Annotated in this window: 14 protein-coding genes and 1 tRNA gene; 7 read left to right on the forward strand and 8 right to left on the reverse strand. The window is 56.0% G+C overall.

The window, feature by feature from the left end:
• The first annotated feature begins 41 nt into the window (after positions 1-41).
• Genes AVI_RS10200 through AVI_RS10215 form a run of 4 tightly spaced genes read left to right on the forward strand, consistent with a single transcriptional unit; the run spans position 42 to position 3,504 of the window.
• Positions 42-662, forward strand: coding sequence for a phosphatidylinositol-specific phospholipase C/glycerophosphodiester phosphodiesterase family protein (locus AVI_RS10200; protein WP_041696699.1), 621 nt, complete (start codon positions 42-44; stop codon positions 660-662).
• A 30-nt stretch (positions 663-692) separates the two neighbouring features.
• The gene (locus AVI_RS10205; protein ID WP_015916283.1) at positions 693-1,322 is read left to right on the forward strand and encodes an HAD family hydrolase; all 630 of its coding nucleotides are present in this window, start codon (positions 693-695) and stop codon (positions 1,320-1,322) included.
• Positions 1,319-2,803, forward strand: coding sequence for a glycosyltransferase family 2 protein (locus AVI_RS10210; RefSeq protein WP_015916284.1), 1,485 nt, complete (start codon positions 1,319-1,321; stop codon positions 2,801-2,803). The genes AVI_RS10205 and AVI_RS10210 overlap by 4 nt, the downstream gene beginning before the upstream one ends.
• Positions 2,804-2,808: 5 nt before the next feature.
• Positions 2,809-3,504, forward strand: coding sequence for a glycosyltransferase family protein (locus AVI_RS10215; RefSeq protein ID WP_015916285.1), 696 nt, complete (start codon positions 2,809-2,811; stop codon positions 3,502-3,504).
• Between the two features lie 181 nt (positions 3,505-3,685).
• Here AVI_RS10215 and lepB read toward each other — a convergent pair whose 3' ends face one another.
• Positions 3,686-4,639, reverse strand: a complete 954-nt coding sequence (gene lepB, locus AVI_RS10220; RefSeq protein WP_015916286.1) for a signal peptidase I — start codon at positions 4,637-4,639, stop codon at positions 3,686-3,688.
• Between the two features lie 130 nt (positions 4,640-4,769).
• Positions 4,770-8,540 (reverse strand): vitamin B12-dependent ribonucleotide reductase, encoded by a 3,771-nt coding sequence (locus AVI_RS10225; protein WP_015916287.1) that lies wholly within the window; start codon positions 8,538-8,540, stop codon positions 4,770-4,772.
• 185 nt (positions 8,541-8,725) lie between these two features.
• Between AVI_RS10225 and AVI_RS30515 the strand changes: the two genes are divergently transcribed.
• Positions 8,726-8,935: a hypothetical protein gene (locus AVI_RS30515; RefSeq protein WP_071204147.1), complete on the forward strand. Its 210-nt coding sequence runs from the start codon at positions 8,726-8,728 to the stop codon at positions 8,933-8,935.
• Positions 8,936-9,343: 408 nt separating this feature from the next.
• Positions 9,344-11,245 (forward strand): methyl-accepting chemotaxis protein, encoded by a 1,902-nt coding sequence (locus AVI_RS10230; protein WP_015916288.1) that lies wholly within the window; start codon positions 9,344-9,346, stop codon positions 11,243-11,245.
• A gap of 117 nt (positions 11,246-11,362) precedes the next feature.
• Here the strand turns inward: AVI_RS10230 and AVI_RS10235 are convergent, their stop codons facing one another.
• The 5 genes from AVI_RS10235 to AVI_RS10255 all read right to left on the reverse strand — a co-directional run bounded on the left by AVI_RS10235 (position 11,363) and on the right by AVI_RS10255 (position 17,073).
• Complete coding sequence (locus AVI_RS10235) at positions 11,363-11,941, reverse strand: hypothetical protein (protein WP_015916289.1); 579 nt, start codon at positions 11,939-11,941, stop codon at positions 11,363-11,365.
• Between the two features lie 99 nt (positions 11,942-12,040).
• On the reverse strand, positions 12,041-12,538 hold the full coding sequence (gpt, locus tag AVI_RS10240) for a xanthine phosphoribosyltransferase (RefSeq protein WP_015916290.1): 498 nt from the start codon (positions 12,536-12,538) through the stop codon (positions 12,041-12,043).
• A 322-nt stretch (positions 12,539-12,860) separates the two neighbouring features.
• Positions 12,861-13,700, reverse strand: coding sequence for a universal stress protein (locus AVI_RS10245; protein WP_015916291.1), 840 nt, complete (start codon positions 13,698-13,700; stop codon positions 12,861-12,863).
• Between the two features lie 247 nt (positions 13,701-13,947).
• Positions 13,948-14,730, reverse strand: coding sequence for a competence/damage-inducible protein A (locus AVI_RS10250; protein ID WP_015916292.1), 783 nt, complete (start codon positions 14,728-14,730; stop codon positions 13,948-13,950).
• Positions 14,731-15,105: 375 nt separating this feature from the next.
• Positions 15,106-17,073: a methyl-accepting chemotaxis protein gene (locus tag AVI_RS10255; RefSeq protein ID WP_015916293.1), complete on the reverse strand. Its 1,968-nt coding sequence runs from the start codon at positions 17,071-17,073 to the stop codon at positions 15,106-15,108.
• Between the two features lie 587 nt (positions 17,074-17,660).
• Between AVI_RS10255 and AVI_RS10260 the strand changes: the two genes are divergently transcribed.
• Positions 17,661-17,745: transfer RNA gene (locus tag AVI_RS10260), tRNA-Leu, on the forward strand.
• Positions 17,746-18,119: 374 nt separating this feature from the next.
• On the opposite strand, the gene AVI_RS10265 is transcribed toward AVI_RS10260, so the two are convergent.
• Positions 18,120-18,593, reverse strand: coding sequence for a chemotaxis protein CheW (locus tag AVI_RS10265; protein ID WP_015916294.1), 474 nt, complete (start codon positions 18,591-18,593; stop codon positions 18,120-18,122).
• Positions 18,594-19,047 lie beyond the last annotated feature (454 nt).

A 19,047-nucleotide genomic window follows, 5' to 3' on the forward strand; every position in this document is an offset into this window, starting at 1 on the left:
CGGTGAAGCACCTATTTCGCAACGTTTGAATGGAAAGAGCGATGAAAATTCTCGCGCACAGGGGCTGGTGGCTGGAACCTGTCGAAAAAAACAGTGAAACGGCTTTCAGGCGCGCCTTTGAAAATGGATTCGGGGTCGAGACGGACACGCGCGACCAAAATGGCGTGCTGAAAATCGCGCATGACATGCCCGTCGGCGACCAAGTGATGGATCTCGACTATTTTTTGGATCTGCACAAGAGCTATGCCGGATCGGGCACGATTGCCATGAACATTAAGGCAGACGGCCTGCACAAGGCGCTCCGCGCCTCGTTGGAGGGTGCCGGGATAACCGATCTGTTCTGCTTCGATATGGCTGTTCCAGATGCCATCGGCTATCTCAACAACGGCTTTATAACCTATACCCGCCATTCCGAACTCGAACCGCTGCCTCCCTTTTATGACAAGGCCCAAGGCGTGTGGCTGGATGCCTTCTATTCCGACTGGATCACTCCTGATGTCATCCAGAAGCATCTCGATGCCGGCAAGAAGGTGGCGCTCGTCTCTCCAGAACTGCACGGGCGTGATCATACCGCCGCCTGGGATGTTTGGGGTGATCTGACAGGTGACGACATCTCAATCTGCACCGACTTGCCGCACCTCGCCGCCGAGAAATGGGGATAAGCCAGCCATGAACCAGACGGACAGGACATTATGATCAAGGCAGTGCTTTTCGACATGGACGGCGTTCTGATCGATGCCAAGGAATGGCATTACGAGACGCTGAATGACGCGCTGGCGCTTCTCGGGCTCAATATCAGCCGCACCGAACATCTCGCCGTCTATGACGGCCTGCCAACACGCAAAAAACTGGAAATGCTGACAAAGACGCGGGGATTGCCGCCAAGGCTGCACGATTTTCTCAACACGCTCAAACAGAAGATGACCTATCAGGTCATCGTCGAAAAATGCCAACCGGTCTTTCATCACGAATACGCCCTCGCGCGCCTGAAGCGGGAGGGCAAGCATATCGTGGTCTGCTCAAACTCCGTCAGGTCGAGCGTCGAGGCGATGATGCGCCAGGCTGACCTGTTGAAATACCTGGATTTCTTTCTATCCAATCAGGATGTCGGCAAGGCGAAGCCCGATCCCGAAATCTACCTGACGGCAATCGACCGGCTGCAATTGCAGCCGGAGGAATGCCTGATCCTGGAAGATAACGATCACGGCATACAGGCCGCCCGCTCCTCAGGCGCCCATGTGCTGGTGGTGGGATCGACCAACGACGTCACCTATGAGCGTATCATGAACGAAATCACCAAGATCGAATCGGCCCTCACATGAGATATCTTATTCCCATCGCGTCGAAGGATGATCTTTTCCCAAAGGACGAGTTTCATTTCCCCAAGCCTCTGATCGAAATCGACGGTTCGCCGATGATCTCGCTCGTCGTCAACAGTATCCGCAACCGCGATGCCTCCGCGAAGTTCATCTTTATCGTTCTTAATCAGGATGCGCTTGAATACAGTCTCGATTCAATTTTGAAATTGCTGGCTGGCGAAAGCACCGTCGTTATCAAACTGAACAATCCGACCATGGGCGCTGTCTGCTCCGCTCTGATGGCCGTCGATCATATTGTGGACGACGATCCTCTGGTGATCTGCAATGGCGACCAGATCATCGACGCGGATCTGGCGGGCATTGCACGAGATTTTACGCGCTCGCAGGCCGATGCAGGTGTCGTGACCTTCAATTCCGTACACCCCCGCTGGTCCTATATCCGTGAAGATCAGTCTGGATATGTCATAGAAACGGCGGAAAAGCGCGTTCTGAGCCGCAAGGCGATTGCTGGATATTACTATTTTAGAAGCGGCAGTCTATTTGTGGAATTTGCCCAGAATTATTTGCTGAAAGCCGACCCGTTTGGTGGAAAATACTATCTTTCCCCGGTTCTGAACGAGGTTATTCTCGCCGGTGGCAAGATCGTCCAACACGAGATTCCATCCGACAGCTATATCTCGTTCTATTCGCCCAAGCGCATCGAATTCTATCAGAACGAGATCCGGGACAAGGTTGCCGCGATGACCAAGCCCGCCCGTCAGGTTCAGGTCGTCATTCCGATGGCGGGCCTTGGCAGCCGGTTTGCGCAAGTCGGTTACCTCAAGCCAAAGCCGTTCATCGATGTAAAAGGCAAGACGATGATCGAGCGTGTCATGGACAATCTGCGCCTCGATCATGCGCGCTTCGTCCTGATCGCCCGGCAGGACCATCTGGATGCGGAACCCGATGTCGTCAGTGGTTTGAAAGCTCATGGCGATCTCGCATTTTCGCCGATCAACTTCGTAACCGAGGGTGCGGCTTGCACCGTCTTGACGGCGCGGACACATCTTGATCCCGATGCCCCATTATTGATTGCCAATTGCGACCAGATCGTCGATTTCGAATGCGCGGATTACATTCAAGATGCACTGGAGCGCGATCTGGATGGCTCAATTCTCTGCTTCAAGGACAAGGATCGAGACCCGAAATGGTCGTTCGCTCATGTGAACGATGATGGCCTGGTCGATGAGGTGAAAGAAAAGGTGGCGATTTCCGACAACGCGACCGTTGGCATCTATTATTTCAGACGCGCCCGCGATTTCATCGATGCCGCGACCGATATGATCGCCCACAACGATCGCTCCAACAACGAGTTCTATGTCTGCCCGGTTTACAACTACCTGATCAAGCAGGGAGCCAGGGTCGGCGTCTATCATGTCGCTCCCGACGCCATGCACGGTATAGGCACGCCTCCCGATCTGGAGGCCTATCTTAGGCTGATTTGATAAGCATGAAATGTATCGTACCCCTTGCCGGGCCTGATTTGTGGACCCCGAAATATGGCTTTAGACCGCTGGTGGATCTCAGCGGAAAACCGCTGATCGACGCTGCCTTGGGTGACAGGGCGTGGTCGAACCGGCTTCGGCCAGAGGATTACATCTTCGTCATCCGCGAGGTTCCAAACCTCGCGGAGCTTGTTGAATATCTGCGCCTGAAATGGCCCGGCTGCCGCATCGTGACACTCTCCGACCTGACCGGAGGCGCCCTGTTCTCCGTGCTGGCAGCAATGGCGCTCGTCGCGCCAGACGAGCCCGTCATCATCGATCTGGCCGACATCCTGTTCGCAAGCGGACCTGATGATCCGGAGACCCTGTTTTCGACAGAAGGATGTGGGGCAGTCGTGCCGGTCTTTGCCTCAAGCGAAAACTGCTACAGCTATTTGAAGATGACTGACGGCGTGGTGGTTGAAGCGCGGGAAAAACAGGTGATCTCGGAAAACGCCTCCGCAGGCGTATACATGTTCCGAAACATCCAGATATTCCTCAGTGCAGCCGGTCACAATATCAACAACCGCCAGACCATGAGCTATAAAGGCGTGCTTTTCATCTGCCCCATGGTCAACGGCGTCATCGCTGACGGCCACACCGTGCTGGCACCCCATATTGAAAACTGCCAGCCCGTGGGAAAGATTTTTCACGAACGATAGAGTCGCTCGGTCATTTGTGATGTCGGCGTCAAATCTTTCAAGGACCATTTAAGCTGGATGTCTGCCAACGAGCCTTAGTTCTTCGCGTCATATTCTTCAGAAAAGCGGCTTTGATCAACGCCATTATGAAAAGCCAAACACCGGAAAAAAGACCTGCTCGACATAGATTTTTCCAGCATTCTCACGTTATCGGAAGCCACGATCTGCTTAACAAATGGGAATTGAAGAGAATTAAGAAAGGGCGCGACGCTATGTTTTCTGCAGGAACGAAGCCTACATCAAAACGACTGTCGTTACTGTTGTCCCGGTTATCTCCCATCATAAAATAATGCCCGTCAGGGACCAGAAAGTCAGCAGAATTGTCTCCTTTTGACTCATCTGTCATTTCGATGATCTGATGTTCTGCCCCTCCTGGCAACCGCTCCAAATACAAAGTTCCCGGCGACCCTGGTCGGGTTTCGTCTTGCCCGAGCCGTTGGCGATCAACGAGAGTGTCATTGATGTAAAGCCGCCCGCTGCGCATTTGAATACGGTCACCGGGTAATCCAATGACTCGACTGACTAATTCGTTGCCCGAATAAGAGGGAAGCATGAAAATGACGACTTCGCCTCTCAGCGGCAAGCGTCCGCCAATACGGGGCGATGGCCCTAATCCTTGCATGATTGAATACCGGCTCATTCCGTAAGTTACCTTTTCGGAAAATACATAATCCCCAACCTCAAGCGTCGGCAGCATCGGTCCAGAAACAATGGAAAATGGTTGAATGAGAAGGTTTCTTATGGCGAAGGCGCTGAGAAGTGGCACAACAATCAAGACAATTGCCAAATTATGGAGCCGCGCGAACCACGGATAGCGGTCCAGAGGCGGCTGGCGTGAAGCCGCAATATAAACGTGGAAGCTACCTCCCAAGCGATAACTAATAACAACAAGAGTAAATATAAGTTCGTGCTGCTGGATCCCTTGGTATTTCATCACAAATGGAAATACATATCCGATAAAAACATCGGCGAGCATATAGAGAAGACCTGATCGCCCTCTGCCAAGATAAAAACAGCCAATAGCTGGAGAAAGAACAAGAGCCAAACCAGCAGCCCATATCGGATTCCGCTTGCGAAAGGCAGAAACAAATTTCAACGGCTACTCCTTTGAAAAAGACTGAATATGAGTCAAAAAAGCTGTGATGAAATTAATCATCACAGCTTTCTTTGGAAAGACAGAGAGAGATGAAAGAACAATCGTCTCTTTACCTCTCTATAGGTCTAAATCAGCTGCACCCACTCGTGCTTCCGCAAGTGTCGCACTTTTCACACGTCCCATTCCGTACCATCGTGAAGTTCTGGCACTCGGAGCACATGTTGCCGGTATAGCCTTGGGCGATGGAGCGCATGCGGCGGGCGGCTTCTACTTTCTTGGCTTCGGCCTTGGCGGCTTCGGCTTCGTCGGTGGCGGCGTCGGAGAACAAGGTTTCCGTGACCATGTCTTCCACCAGTTCGGCGGCCCGTTCCTCGTAATCGCGCTTGAAGGACACGACTTCGGAGGTGGAAATGGCTGTCGTCACTTCCAGCTTGCGGGCTGCATTGCCGGAAAAGGCTGCAACATTGCCCGAGGCCTTGGCCGGAGTGCCGGTTACAGCACCACGGGGTTCGGCGGTTCCGGCCTGGCTGCTGGAGACCAGGGTCGGCTTGTAGCCGCGGGTCAGGCCCTTGGAGACCACATCGGCCTTGCCTTCCTTCACGCCGCGGCCAAGCGCCGTGGTGGAGAAGTCGGACGTGTCGACATGAGCCAGATCGTTGCGGCCCAGATAGGAGATCGCCAGTTCGCGGAACACGTAGTCGAGGATCGACGTGGCGTTCTTGATGGCGTCGTTGCCGGTTACCATGCCCGCCGGTTCGAACTTGGTGAAGGTGAAGGCGTCAACATATTCTTCCAGCGGCACGCCATATTGCAGGCCGAGCGATACCGAAATCGCGAAGTTGTTGATGAAGGCGCGCAGAGCCGAGCCTTCCTTGTTCATGTCAAGGAAGATTTCACCGAGACGGCCATCGTCATATTCGCCGGTGCGCAGGAAGATGGTGTGACCACCGATCTTGGCCTTCTGGGTATAGCCCTTGCGGCGGGTCGGCAGCTTTTCCTGTTCGCGGACGATCCGCTCGACAATGCGCTCAACGATACGCTCGGTAATGGTCACGGCCTGGGCAGCCTGCGGCTGGGCCAACAGTTCCTCAACCGCGTCCTCATCATCCTCATCCTCGATCAGCGAGGAATTCAGTGGCTGGCTGAGCTTGGAGCCATCGCGGTACAGCGCATTGGCCTTCAGCGCCAGTTTCCAGGACAGCATGTAAGCTGCGCCGCAATCTTCCACCGTTGCCTCGTTCGGCATGTTGATGGTCTTGGAGATCGCCCCGGAAATGAACGGCTGGGCCGCTGCCATCATGCGGATATGGCTTTCGACAGACAGATACCGCTTGCCGATCTTGCCGCAAGGATTGGCGCAATCGAAGACCGCCAGATGTTCCTTCTTCAGGAACGGCGCGCCTTCCAGCGTCATCGCCCCGCAGACATGGATATTGGCAGCCTCGATATCCTTCTTGGCAAAGCCCAGATGCTCCAGCAGGTTGAAGCTCATGTCGGTCAGTTGTTCAGCGCTGACTCCAAGCGTTTCCTTCAGGAAATCAGCGCCCAAGGTCCATTGGTTAAAGACGAACTTGATGTCGAAGGCAGCGCCCAGAGCAGCGTTGACCGCCTCGATCTTCTCGTCGGTAAAGCCCTTGGCTTTCAGCGAGCCGGGGTTGACGCCCGGTGCCTGGTTGAGATTGCCGTGGCCGACAGCATAGGCCTCAATCTCGGCAAGCTGGCTTTCCGTGTAGCCAAGCGTGCGCAGGGCTTCGGGAACGGCGCGGTTGATGATTTTGAAATAGCCGCCACCGGCCAGCTTCTTGAACTTCACCAGGGCGAAATCCGGCTCAATGCCCGTGGTGTCGCAATCCATAACCAGGCCGATCGTGCCGGTCGGGGCAACGACGGAGACCTGAGCATTGCGGTAGCCATGCTGTTCGCCCAGTTCCAGCGCCTTGTCCCAGGCCGCCTTGGCATGGGCAATCAGGGCAGGATCAGAGCATTCGGCATGAACCAGCGGCACGGGATCGACGGCAAGACCCTCATAGCCGTCAGACAGGCCATGGGCGGCGCGGCGATGGTTGCGGATAACGCGCAGCATGTTGTCGCGGTTTGGCGCATAGCCCGGGAACGGACCAAGCTCAGACGCAATTTCAGCCGACGTGGCATAGGAAACGCCGGTCATGATGGCGCTCAGCGCACCGCAGATGGCGCGGCCTTCAGCCGAGTCATAGGGAATGCCAGTCGACATCAGCAGGCCGCCAATGTTGGCATAGCCGAGGCCGAGCGTGCGGTATTCATAGGACAGTTCAGCAATCTGGCGCGAAGGGAACTGCGCCATCATCACGGAGACTTCGAGCACGACGGTCCAGAGGCGAACGGCATGTTCGTAATCGGCAATGTCGATTTTCTTGGTATCGGCATCCTTGAACTGCAACAGGTTCAGCGAAGCCAGATTGCAGGCGGTGTCGTCCAGGAACATATATTCCGAGCACGGATTGGAAGCGCGGATCGGGCCAGCCGCCGGGCAGGTGTGCCAGTCGTTCATGGTGGTGTTGAAATGCAGGCCCGGATCGGCAGACGCCCAGGCAGCGTAGGAAATCTTTTCCCAGAGATCGCGGGCCTTCAGGGTCTTCATCACCCGGCCATCGCGGCGGGCGGTCAGGTTCCAGTTGCCATCGTCTTCGACAGCCCGCAGGAAGTCATCCCGCAGCGAAACGGAATTATTGGAATTCTGGCCCGAGACAGTCAGATAGGCTTCCGAATCCCAATCCGTGTCATAGGTCTTGAATTCCAGATCCTTATAGCCCTGCTGGGCGAACTGGATGACCCGCTTGACGTAGTTTTCCGGCACCATATCCTTCTTGGCAGCACGGATTTCGCGCTTCAGGGCCGGGTTTTCATTGGGGTCGAAGCAAGCGTCGTTATCGGCTGAGCAATTGACGCAGGCCTTCATGATCGCCTTCAGATGCTTGGCGACGATCTTGGAGCCGGTGACGAGCGCTGCAACCTTCTGCTCTTCCTTCACCTTCCAGTCGATGTAGTTTTCAATATCAGGATGGTCGATATCCACAACCACCATCTTGGCCGCACGGCGTGTGGTGCCGCCAGACTTGATGGCACCAGCGGCACGGTCGCCGATCTTCAGGAAGCTCATCAGGCCGGACGATTTACCGCCGCCCGACAGCTTTTCGCCTTCGCCGCGCAGATGGGAGAAGTTGGAGCCGGTGCCGGAACCGTATTTGAACAGGCGCGCTTCACGCACCCACAGATCCATGATGCCGCCTTCGTTGACCAGATCGTCTTCGACGGACTGGATGAAGCAGGCATGCGGCTGCGGATGTTCATAGGCCGACTTGGACTTGGTGAGCTTGCCGGTGAAAGGATCGATATAGAAATGGCCCTGGCCGGGACCATCGATGCCATAGGCCCAATGCAGGCCAGTGTTGAACCATTGCGGGGAATTCGGCGCGACGCGCTGGGTGGCGAGCATATAGGCCAGCTCATCGCGGAAGGCGAGTACGTCTTCTTCTGTAGTGAAATATTTGCCCTTCCAACCCCAATAGGCCCAGGTGCCAGCCAGACGCGAAAAGACCTGACGCGCATCGGTTTCCGAACCGTAGCGCTCGTCTTCAGGCAGATCCTTCATGGCCTTTTCATCGGCAACCGACCGCCACAGGAAAGACGGAACATCGTTTTCCTCGACCTTTTTCAAGATCTTCGGCACGCCAGCCTTGCGGAAATATTTCTGGGCCAGAATATCGGCCGCCACCTGGCTGAACTGCGCGGGCACATCGATATCGGCCAGCCGGAAGACGACAGAGCCATCCGGGTTCTTGATTTCGCTTACCGCCTTGCGGAATTCAATCTCCGCATAGGGCGACTGGCCGGGCTTGGTGAAACGGCGTTCGATGCGCATCTGGCTAGTCCTCGTTGGTCCAAGCACCCGGAAAAGGGCGCAAAATAGGTTTCACGGCACCACGTTCAAGCGGCTTGCCGTTGGTTCGCTCTCTTCGGAGCGAGGCCGATCATAATGATGGTCCGCTCTGTATCTTGCGCCAGCCTTATCCGCTAGACACTAAATATAGTATCAACAGCGTTTTCATGCCAGAACAAATGGCCGCAGCGCGCCAGAAAAATTCACAAGGATATCCGCGCGGTCAAAGCATGGAAGCCATGACCGTTTCAAACCTGATGATGTTCGCTGATTTGAACCGACCTCGTAGACATCTCGGTTCAGCCGCCGCCGCAACAATCAATTCATTAACCCTGCCTGCGGGCAAGCGCAAGAGCTGGTCTGTATCGAAAATATGAACCCTATATGTTGTGGTCAGCATCTGTGGAAAACGGGGAAAGAGGCTAGCCTAGAGAATTCATAGGCTTGGCGGAAAAGCTTCATGATTAACGCTGGGTGAAGGTTTTTTTTATCCACCGTCACATCGTGGCACGCAAGCAAGACGACAGAGGCCTGCCGCCGCATGTCTGCCTCTATCCCGAAACGAATCGGAGGTTTTTTGTGCCCAAGAACGCCCTGACCGTGCTCGCTTCCATCAGGAAACCCTTTAATACAGAGGGAATATGTCTTGCTAATTACCAAACGAACTAAAGGGATATTAATGTTTGTGGACAACTATATCGGCACCAGGGTCTGGAATGATGTCCATGCCTAGATATGCTGCGCCAGTCGCCATGAGAGCGCCGGGCTGCGCTTAAGGTTTGGTCATGACCATCAGTAATCTGTCTATCCTGAAGAAGGTCAGCCTTCTTGTGGTGCTGATGGGCGTTGCGGCAGGCGCTATTGCCGCTGCTGGCGCCTTCGGCCTGTCTTCGCTTGGTGCCTCGCTTCAAAATACCGGACAGCGTGAAGAAGTGGCCCGCGAGGCCATGGACCTGCGCGTCGACATTATCGCCATCAGCCGCATGACCTACCAGCTGGCTTTCGCGCCGGAAAAGGCCGCTGATTTTGCCAAGGAAACCGAAACGCGCTCCAGCGAAATGCTGGCGCGCCTGCCAAAGATCGCGGCCACCGCCGATGAGAACGAGCAGAAGCAATTGCAGGATGTTCGTACGACACTCAACACCTATTTCGACCAGATCCGCCAGATGGTGAAAGTGGCCGGCACAGACGCCGCCAAGGAACCCGGCGTAATGGCCAAGGAGCTTTCCAAGGCCCTTGACGGACAAAAAGCGGTGACGGCGGCGGTCAAGGTCTACAGCACCTATTCCGCCAAGACCCTGTCTGCGGCCCGCAGCAATGCCATTGCCAGCTCGCAGCTGACGATGATCGCACTGCTGTCGACCGCAGCGATCAGCATCGTTCTCGGCGTTGCGGTCAGCACGCTGATTGCCCGTCGCGGCATCGTCAATCCGATCCGCCTTTTGACCGACAATATGAACCGGATTGCCAAAGGCGCCCTGGGCGACGCCATTCCGGGCACAGAGCGCGGCGACGAAATCGGTGAGATGGCCCGCGCCCTGGAAATCTTCCGGGCCAACAGATTGCAGATGCAGGAAATGGAAGCGCAGGAAGCCGCGCTCAACAGTCAGAGCAAGGATCTGCAATCCAGCATCAGCAGCATTGTCGCCTCGGCAGCCGCGGGTAATTTCTCGCAGCGCATTACCAAATCCTACGAGGATGCCGACCTGCAACGCTTCGCCTCCAGCGTCAACGAACTGGTGGCCAATGTCGATCTCGGCGTCACCGAAGTGCGGCGCGTGATTGCCGCCCTCTCCTCTTCCGATCTCACCCAGGATATGCGCGGCAATTTCCAGGGCGCCTTCGCCGAATTGCAGAGCAACGTCAACCACGCGATGGCAACGCTTCGCGAAGCCATGCAAAGCATTCGCGGCGCTTCGGGTACGATTACCGACAATTCCGGCGAACTGAGTTCAGCCGCCAACCAATTGGCCCGCCGGACCGAACAGCAGGCTGCGGCCCTGGAAGAGACCGCAGCAGCGCTCGAAGAAATCACCACGACGGTTCGCACCTCCACTGAACGCGCCCATGAAGCCAACCAGATGGTGGAGCAGACCCGCAACAGTGCCGGAAAATCCGGCGAAATCGTCCGTAGCGCCATTGATGCGATGGGCCGGATCGAGCAATCCTCGCAGAAGATCAGCCAGATCATTTCTGTGATCGACGAAATCGCCTTCCAGACCAATCTCCTGGCGCTGAATGCTGGTGTCGAAGCAGCCCGCGCCGGAGAGGCCGGACGCGGCTTTGCCGTCGTTGCCCAGGAAGTCCGCGAACTGGCCCAGCGCTCCGCCAATGCGGCCCGCGAAATCAAGGCGCTGATCAACACCTCCGCCGATGAAGTCAAGGGCGGCGTCTCACTGGTTCTGTCCACCGGCGAAGCTCTCAACGAAATCGTCGGCCTAGTTGATCATGTCAACGGCCATGTGGCGAGCATCGCCCGCGCCGCTCAGGAACAGTCGGCAGCACTGGCTGAAATCAACACATCCGTCAACCACATGGACCAGATGACCCAGCAGAACGCCGCCATGGTCGAAGAAACCACGGCTGCCAGCCAGGTCCTGGCCAGTGAATCCCGACAGTTGCTGGTGCAGCTTGAACGGTTCCGGCTGGAGGATAACAGACGGGGTGAGTATCGCGCGGTGGCGTAATCAGACCGAAGAGGGTGTTCCTCTTCCAAAAGCTAAAAAATCCAAAAGCCCCTGTGCTTGAAAAAGCGCAGGGGCTTTTTAATTCAGGGATGCAATGGAAGGGCGCTGACCGGCTGACTAAACCGCCGTCACAACGCCAACGATAAGAGAAACCGAGACGAAAGTGAGCCAGACAGCGGCGACGCGCTGGAGGATATGCAATCGGCCCTGGCCGCCATGCCCAGCCTGGGTCAATCGCCCGGCGGAACCCCAAAGCAAGGCGACGGCTGCGACCAGCAGACAAAACAGGCCAAGGCAAGGCAGGAAATTCGGATTGCCAGGAGCGGGAAGAAGAACGAGACCGAACACCAACGCCTTGGGATTGAGCATAGTCGTCAGATAGATCCGGCCCGCTGTGATGGGATTGAGCGCATTGCCCTGCCCCGGCATCTGCCAAAGCTTGAAGGCGATGACCAACACCCAGATCGCCGCGGCGATTTTCAGCAGGATGGCAGCGGCAGGCCAGCGCGCCATCAGCTGATCTCCCAGATAAACCAGCGGCAGGATGGTCGTCAGGTAGCCCGCTAGTTCCGCTGGCACAAGACGCAACACGCGCGCCAAACCGCCTTGAGCACCGGCAACGCCCATCAAGGTATTGGTCGGCCCTGGCGCCAGAAGCAGCACCAGGACGGCGGGAAGAAAAGTTGCAATCATCATCAGTCAATCCATTATCAACAACAGATTGCCTTTTGCATGGAAACCATGGCCGACGCATTGACAGCGATCAATTGCGCCGATCCATAGATTGCAAGGCTTTTAGCCCTTATGGCCCTTGGCGATTGGTTCCTGATAGGTGAAACCCATATCCCAGGGGAAATAGATCCAGGTATCCTGGCTGACCTCGGTCACGAATGTATCGACCGTCGGCACGCCTTTCGGCTTGGCATAGACGCAGGCAAAATGCGCCTTCGGGATGATTGAGCGCACTTCTGTGGCAGTCTTGCCGGTATCGGTGAGGTCGTCGATAACAAGCACGCCTTCGCCGCCATTGGTCAGCAATTCCGGCGTAATGCCCTTCAACAGGTTGAATTCGCCCTGGTTGACATAGTCGTGATAGGAGGCGACGCAAACCGTCTCGATCAAGCGGATATTCAGCTCACGCGAAATGATCGCCGCCGGAACCAGTCCGCCCCGGGTGATGCAGACAATGGCGCGAAACTCCTGCCCAAGCCCGGCCAAGCGCCAGGCAAGCGCCCTGGCATCACGATGGAATTGATCCCAGGCAACGGGAAAGGCTTTATCGGGAAGAGACATGCAAGGGCTCCGCGCATCAAGAAAAGACAGAAGGAAAGGCAACCGAAGCGCTTCGCGTTTCAACCGCCCGCCGCGTCATCGCAGCAAAAACGAAGACAGTGACGCCATTTAGCTTGCGCATCGGCCCGGAAATCGCCCGGCTGGAAGAGCCATGGGCGCAGCAGACCTTGCGCAAAAGCCCTTTCGGCTCCTTGTCTTTCTCGGTGCTATAGCGGCAATCTGCCCATGAAGGCAAGAGACGGAAAGAGGATGCCGGAAACAGTAAGGCATCCGGTTAGAAACCGAATGCCTTACGTCAACACATTTTTCAATTCAGCGCTTATCAGCGCGAAAGCAATGTCAGGGCCGTCATGGAATCAAGCACGGTGCGGGTCACGCCACCGAACAGCACTTCCCACCAGCGTTTATGGGAATAGGCTCCCATCACCAACAGATCGATGCTCTGGTCGGACAAGCGGTTTTCGATATGCGCCGCCGCCTTCAATTGCTCCTGATCCTGCTGGGTCACGGTGACATTGATATCGTGGCGGCTCAGCGTCGCGGCAATTTCGGCGCCGGGCAGGCTGCGTGAAAGATCGTCACCGCTGCTATCGACCACCGAGAAGATTTCAACGCTTTCAGCCTGTTTCAGGAAAGGGAGGGCATCGAATGTGGCGCGTGCCACTTCACGCGACCCGTTCCAGGCAATCAGCACCCGCTTGATAGGCCGCGGCGTCTTCAGGATGTAAGGCACGAGAAGCACGGGCCTGCCGCTATCAAACAACGCCGTTTCCAATTCGCTGCGGTTATCCGAAAGCGAACCGCTTTCTCCCTGGGCCGCCACGACCAGATCGGCGCAGCGGGCGCTGTCAACAAACGAACCTGTCGAACCGACGGAGGTCACGAAATTGCGCCATTCGGTCGACACGCCTTCGCGCCGCGCCACCTCGGCGAAGATTGCCTCAATGGCCCCGGTTTCCTTATGGGCCAGATCCTGCATGGCCTGTACCGCGACCGGATCGGGTATTTCCATCGGCGCGATCAGGGGCATGCCGGCCACCGCTTCGCAATGAACGCCGATGACATGGGAACCGAACTGTTCGGCCAGCGCAATGGAAAAATCAGAAACCTGCGCTGCCGTACGGCGGTTGTCGAGAACGCTCAGAATTGTCTTGTAAGCCATTGTCATCTCCCCGCAAATTGCTCCGACCGAACATCGTCCGAGCAAAAGCATACTGCATCGTGGTCTGGGCGACAGAAAGACACGCTTGCGTCATCCCGCCCAACCACCGAAAAAGATAATGCGCCGAAACCACGCCGGTTCCTTGATTTCGCTCAAGGCTGAATTGGGATTTCGCTCAAGGCTGATCTGGAGTCCCACTCAAGTCTCAGCCACGCGGGACATTCTCAGGCCTCCAGCACGGTCTTGCTCAGGCCTCCAGCACGGTCTTGCCGCCGGTAATTGCCGCAATCATCTCCTCGACATCAAGAACAGCGGCATTCAGAACATCTTCGGCCCTCGCCCGCACCACGAGTTCGGTGTGAAAACCCTTGGAGCCGTCATAGCGGGGATAAGAACCGATGCTGGTCTGCGGATGCGCCTTCTGAACGGCGGCCAGCGCCGTGCCGATCTCGCCTTCACCATAGGGGCAGGCAATCGCCCGCGACAGAACACGGACGCCACCGGGCAATGTTTTGACGACATTTTCGAGCATGGCCTGAAACACCTGCGGAACACCGGCCATGACATAGACATTCTCCACCCGGAATCCCGGCGCGGTGGAAACCGGATTAGCGATATGCTCCGCGCCTTGCGGCATGCGGGCCATCCGTTGGCGCGCCTCGGTAAACTCCAGGCCACGGCGAGCATACATTTCCGCCATCAGTGCCATGGCCTTTTCGTCATGCAGGCACGGCAGGCCGAAAGCTTTTGAGATGGCATCGGCGGTAATATCGTCATGGGTCGGGCCAATACCACCCGAGGTGAACACATGGTTATAGCGACTGCGCAGCGCATTCAGCGCCTCGACGATTGCCTCTTCCTCATCGGCGACAATCCGCACTTCCTTGAGGTCGATACCGGCCAGGGTCAGCACATCGGCCAGATGGCCGATATTCTTGTCCTTGGTGCGGCCAGACAGCAATTCATCGCCAATGGCAAGCATGGCGGCGGTGACGACTTGAGACGGGGAAGCGGCGGTGGAATCGGACATGGCAGGGCCTTCTAACGGACTTTGACGATCTGGGGCGAACTAGGACTATCTTTGGCTAACCGCATAATTCCCCCAATCGGGTCCGATTTAAGGTGACGATCAGGCAACGGATCGGAAATCTTGCGGCGGCTTTCGTGCATTTATTCGATGCATATCGATGTAACGTCATTTTTGCGAGACTGGACCAAACAGAGAGACGAAATTATCGGCTACGCCATTTTTTCGTCCTTGCCCCTCGCCCGGATTCTTGTCCCTCCATCCGCCAAACAGCAAGCCGCCCTGCGTGAGAGAAAACGCAGGGCGGCTTGAGCAACAAGACGATAGAGCCGAGAAATAAGCACCGGTTTTCGGAAAATCCGATGCTGTCACAGGGTCTTAAAACTCTTCCCAGCTTTCCTGCTTGGCTGCGGTATTCATGCCGAGTGCCTTGGCGACCTGACCGACCATGCGGCGGGCGGGCGACGCGACAGGCCTTTGCCCGGCGCTGGCTGGAACAGGACCAGCGGATCTGCCTCCAGAAGGAGCGGCATTGGCCACTAAGCCTGATGAACCAGAACCAATCTGGAACTGACCGACCAGATGGCGCAGCTTTTCCGCTTCATTGGCCAGCGACGAACTGGCGGCGGTGGCTTCTTCCACCATGGCGGCATTCTGCTGGGTCACCTGGTCCATTTGGTTAACCGCGATATTGACCTCGGAAAGTCCGACGGACTGTTCGCGCGCCGAAATGGCGATGGCATCGAGCTGGCCATTGATGGCGACGACATGGCCTTCGATCACCTTCAGAACTTCACCGGTTGCCGTCACCAGCTTCACGCCGTTTTCAACTTCGCTGGCGGAATTGCGGATCAGGTCCTTGATTTCCTTGGCAGCCTGGGCAGAGCGCTGGGCAAGTTCGCGCACTTCCTGGGCGACCACGGCAAAGCCCTTACCAGCCTCACCTGCCCGCGCCGCTTCCACACCGGCATTCAGCGCCAGAAGATTGGTCTGGAAGGCGATTTCGTCGATCACACCGATAATGTTGGAGATCTGGCTGGACGACTGCTCGATCCGCTGCATGGCGTTGACGGCATTCGAGACCACTTCGCCGGACTGCCGGGCCGACTGGTTGGCCTGAACGGCCATCGCCCGGGCCTCTTCCGCACGCTTGGAGGAATTAGAGACGTTGGTGGTGATCTGATCCAGTGCCGCTGCGGTTTCTTCCAGCGAGGCTGCCTGCTGTTCGGTACGCTTCGACAGGTCGTTAGCGCTCTGGCTCACTTCTCGCGAACCGCTGTCAATCGAGCTGGTCGAGATGGCAACGGACGACATCGTGTCACGCAATTGCTCAACCGTGCTGTTGAAGTCAGTCCGCAAACCTTCGAATTCACCGGCAAAATTCTGGGTAAGCTGGAACGTGAGATCCCCAGCCGAAAGCCGCTTCAAGCCTTCCGCAAGACCAGACGTTGCCTGGGCCATTTCCGCGGCGCGCTTGGCATCGGCCTCGGCAACGCGCTGGCGTTCCACTTCACTCATGTCGCGGACCGCAGCGGCCTGTTTTTCCAGCTCGCGAGCGGCAAGACCGTTATCCTTGAAGATCTGCACGGCACGCGCCATGGTGCCAATTTCGTCACGACGGTCTGTGCCGTCTACCACTGCCGAAAGATCACCACCGGACAGGATGCCCATCTTGGCGGCCAGATCGCGGATCGGGACCACCAACCAGGCACGGATGGCAAAAAAGCCAATCGTCAGAACAACAATGAGGCCACCAATCACCCCAGCCACAGTCATCAACACCGTGCTATTGGTCAAATCGGTGAGGTCATTGCTTTCTACTTCGACAGCCTTGCCAATTTCCGTCACTGCTGCCGTGAAACGCGGGGAAAGCTTTGCAAATTCCGGCTGGCATTCCTTCAGGAAGACAGCCTGGGATTTCTTCACATCCTCATCGGTTGTCGCGGCTTTGCCGACCTGCAAGGCATTGGCGCAGGCCTGATCGAAAATTTTTAATCCCTCAGCTTTCAGGGCGGGGATTTGGCTATTGGTGGGCATTGCCGTTGCCGCCGTGTCCATAAAGCTGATGAAAGAGGTTCGGTTCGCCTCAAATTCCTTTGTCGCGGATTGATTAAGCTCATCGGTGCGCGACAGCATGACATCCGCCAAGGACGCTCGGACCGCCTGCAAAGACCTGTTGGCACGGGCCATGCTCAGCGAGGCCTTAGCCTCCTCATTCAAAAGGCCGCTATAAGCGGAGTCAATCGTTTGCAACTTCAGCCCGGAATAGCCAGCTACGCCAAGCGCAAACAGGCCGAAGATGGCCATGATGGATAGAAATTTCCCGATGATTGGCAGATGTTTCATCTCGTTTCCTCGTCACTCCAGGCAGGTCCGCCTTCGAGCTGATAGTGTGTGTAGTTCTCGATGTGCCGGGCCGGCTAAAATCCTCCCGCCGGTCACACAACGACCTCTTGCCGCAGCACAGATTGCCGCAGCCGTTCCCATAAATGTAGGGGGGAAGCACTAACATTTAGTTACGTCTAAATTTCAGATATCTCATATCAATGCAATCGGCAGCGCATCGTGGCCTGTCAGCCCGCTGCCGAAAATGACACTTGAGCGAATCGCGGATAGAGCATCGGACTGGGAACGGGCATCAGCTTTCGGAAAAGCCGACGCAAAACAAAATTATGCAGCAGATATAACGCGCTACAGCGGATCTTTCTGCACCATTTATGGCTCACGGCACTGTAAAGCAGCGCATCGGATCCAGTTTTCTGCACGATGCAGTTGCAGCAAGGCAAAAACCCCTCGTCACGAGATTGGGTGTTCAGGCCACGGCACAGCGTAAAGGTCTCGAAACAGAGAGGCTGGCTTCGCCTCACGACCCAAAGGAATATCTGAAACACCCTCTTGCAATTCCGCGTCAGGTCGTTGAAAACGCTCTTCGCGCGGACGTGGCGAAACTGGTAGACGCAAGGGACTTAAAATCCCTCGGAGCAATCTGTACGGGTTCGACCCCCGTCGTCCGCACCAGACACGAAAAACCCGTGGCCTCATATCCAAAACAAGCTGGCCGAGAAATCGAACTCGACTGCTAGAGCATGTCGCGCAAAAGTGTGCAGCGGTTTTGCGGTAACGACATGTGTAAAAACAAAAACTTAAAGCGTGTTGCTTGAGGCTGATAAGCCGCAACACGCTTTAAAAACATTAATCTGAAGTGCTCTTACTTGTTTTATGCATTTCCGGATGGAAAACCGCTTCACACTTTTCCTGGAAATGCTCCGGTATCAAACCAGACAGTCTCAAAGGCCATCTATGCAAAACGCCCCGGACCGAGGTCGGTCCAGAGCGTCAAAGTAAACAGGCCAAGCGCGCAATGCCACGCTTCAGATAAAGCGCAAAACTCTTTATACCGCCATGCCCCAGTCGTCTGCGTCATTAACGCCAAACATGCGCTCAAGGTTGAGGAAGCAAATCATGCTTTCACCCTGGGCAATGATGCCGTCGGAAAAGGCGGCGCTTGGTCCGGCTGCCTGCGGCAAGGGCTGCAAGCGATCGGCAGGGATGGTCAGAATGTCGGAAACGCCATCCACCAGCAGACCGACGGTCACGCCATTGACATCAGCGACGACCACGGCGCTGCGCTGGTTGACCTCGGAATTGGCCATGCCAAGCTTGACGGCCAGATCGACGATCGGGATGACCGTGCCGCGCAGGTTCATCACGCCCAGCACTTCGTAAGGCGCATGGGGGAGCGGGGTCACAGTGGCCCAACCGCGAATTTCACGAATGGACGTGGTTTTAACGCAAAATTCCTGCGCATGAAGCCGGAAAGCAATGATCTCCAGAGAGCCCGCTTGCACCAGATGCGATGTGGTCATCAAATTTTCTCCCAGCTTTCATAGGTTTGGGACAGTATTTTAGCATATACGTCCTTAAATCGCTGCCGATCCAGACAATCACGTGCAATGCAAGCCTCTGCACCGTGAACCGCCCGACTTGCAATCTATGCCGTAATCCTGCCAGCCTTCGATTGTGCCTCTGCCAGCCACACGTGGCCACTTTGGATTCCTTGATCAGAAACATAGTTGATGCGTCTTAACCGTTAGTGAATTCAAATATAAATTCTGAAAGGACTGTACAGCATACCGCAATCAAAACAGAGAAATGCAACCTAACCGATTGAACGGCCTTATCTATTTCAAAAAAATCGATTTCGGATGAAAGAATTATCCATTTAAAAAATGGTCCATATGCCAGTGCATCGCGCTGGAAAATACAAAGGCTCGAAATAGGGGGACCGTCCACGCCTCAGCGAAATCTCAAACACATCAA

The organism is Allorhizobium ampelinum S4 (assembly GCF_000016285.1).
GTDB lineage: Bacteria > Pseudomonadota > Alphaproteobacteria > Rhizobiales > Rhizobiaceae > Allorhizobium > Allorhizobium ampelinum.

What these genes read in the sequence shown, in the direction of transcription:
- gpt (WP_015916290.1), bottom strand. Translation starts at nt 12,538, where the DNA reads ATGTCTCTTCCCGATAAAGCCTTTCCCGTTGCCTGGGATCAATTCCAT.
- AVI_RS10255 (WP_015916293.1), bottom strand. Translation starts at nt 17,073, where the DNA reads ATGAAACATCTGCCAATCATCGGGAAATTTCTATCCATCATGGCCATC.
- AVI_RS10210 (WP_015916284.1), top strand. Translation starts at nt 1,319, where the DNA reads ATGAGATATCTTATTCCCATCGCGTCGAAGGATGATCTTTTCCCAAAG.
- AVI_RS10235 (WP_015916289.1), bottom strand. Translation starts at nt 11,941, where the DNA reads ATGATGATTGCAACTTTTCTTCCCGCCGTCCTGGTGCTGCTTCTGGCG.
- AVI_RS10205 (WP_015916283.1), top strand. Translation starts at nt 693, where the DNA reads ATGATCAAGGCAGTGCTTTTCGACATGGACGGCGTTCTGATCGATGCC.
- AVI_RS10230 (WP_015916288.1), top strand. Translation starts at nt 9,344, where the DNA reads ATGACCATCAGTAATCTGTCTATCCTGAAGAAGGTCAGCCTTCTTGTG.
- AVI_RS10265 (WP_015916294.1), bottom strand. Translation starts at nt 18,593, where the DNA reads ATGACCACATCGCATCTGGTGCAAGCGGGCTCTCTGGAGATCATTGCT.
- AVI_RS30515 (WP_071204147.1), top strand. Translation starts at nt 8,726, where the DNA reads ATGCCAGAACAAATGGCCGCAGCGCGCCAGAAAAATTCACAAGGATAT.
- AVI_RS10200 (WP_041696699.1), top strand. Translation starts at nt 42, where the DNA reads ATGAAAATTCTCGCGCACAGGGGCTGGTGGCTGGAACCTGTCGAAAAA.
- AVI_RS10225 (WP_015916287.1), bottom strand. Translation starts at nt 8,540, where the DNA reads ATGCGCATCGAACGCCGTTTCACCAAGCCCGGCCAGTCGCCCTATGCG.
- AVI_RS10250 (WP_015916292.1), bottom strand. Translation starts at nt 14,730, where the DNA reads ATGTCCGATTCCACCGCCGCTTCCCCGTCTCAAGTCGTCACCGCCGCC.
- AVI_RS10245 (WP_015916291.1), bottom strand. Translation starts at nt 13,700, where the DNA reads ATGGCTTACAAGACAATTCTGAGCGTTCTCGACAACCGCCGTACGGCA.
- AVI_RS10215 (WP_015916285.1), top strand. Translation starts at nt 2,809, where the DNA reads ATGAAATGTATCGTACCCCTTGCCGGGCCTGATTTGTGGACCCCGAAA.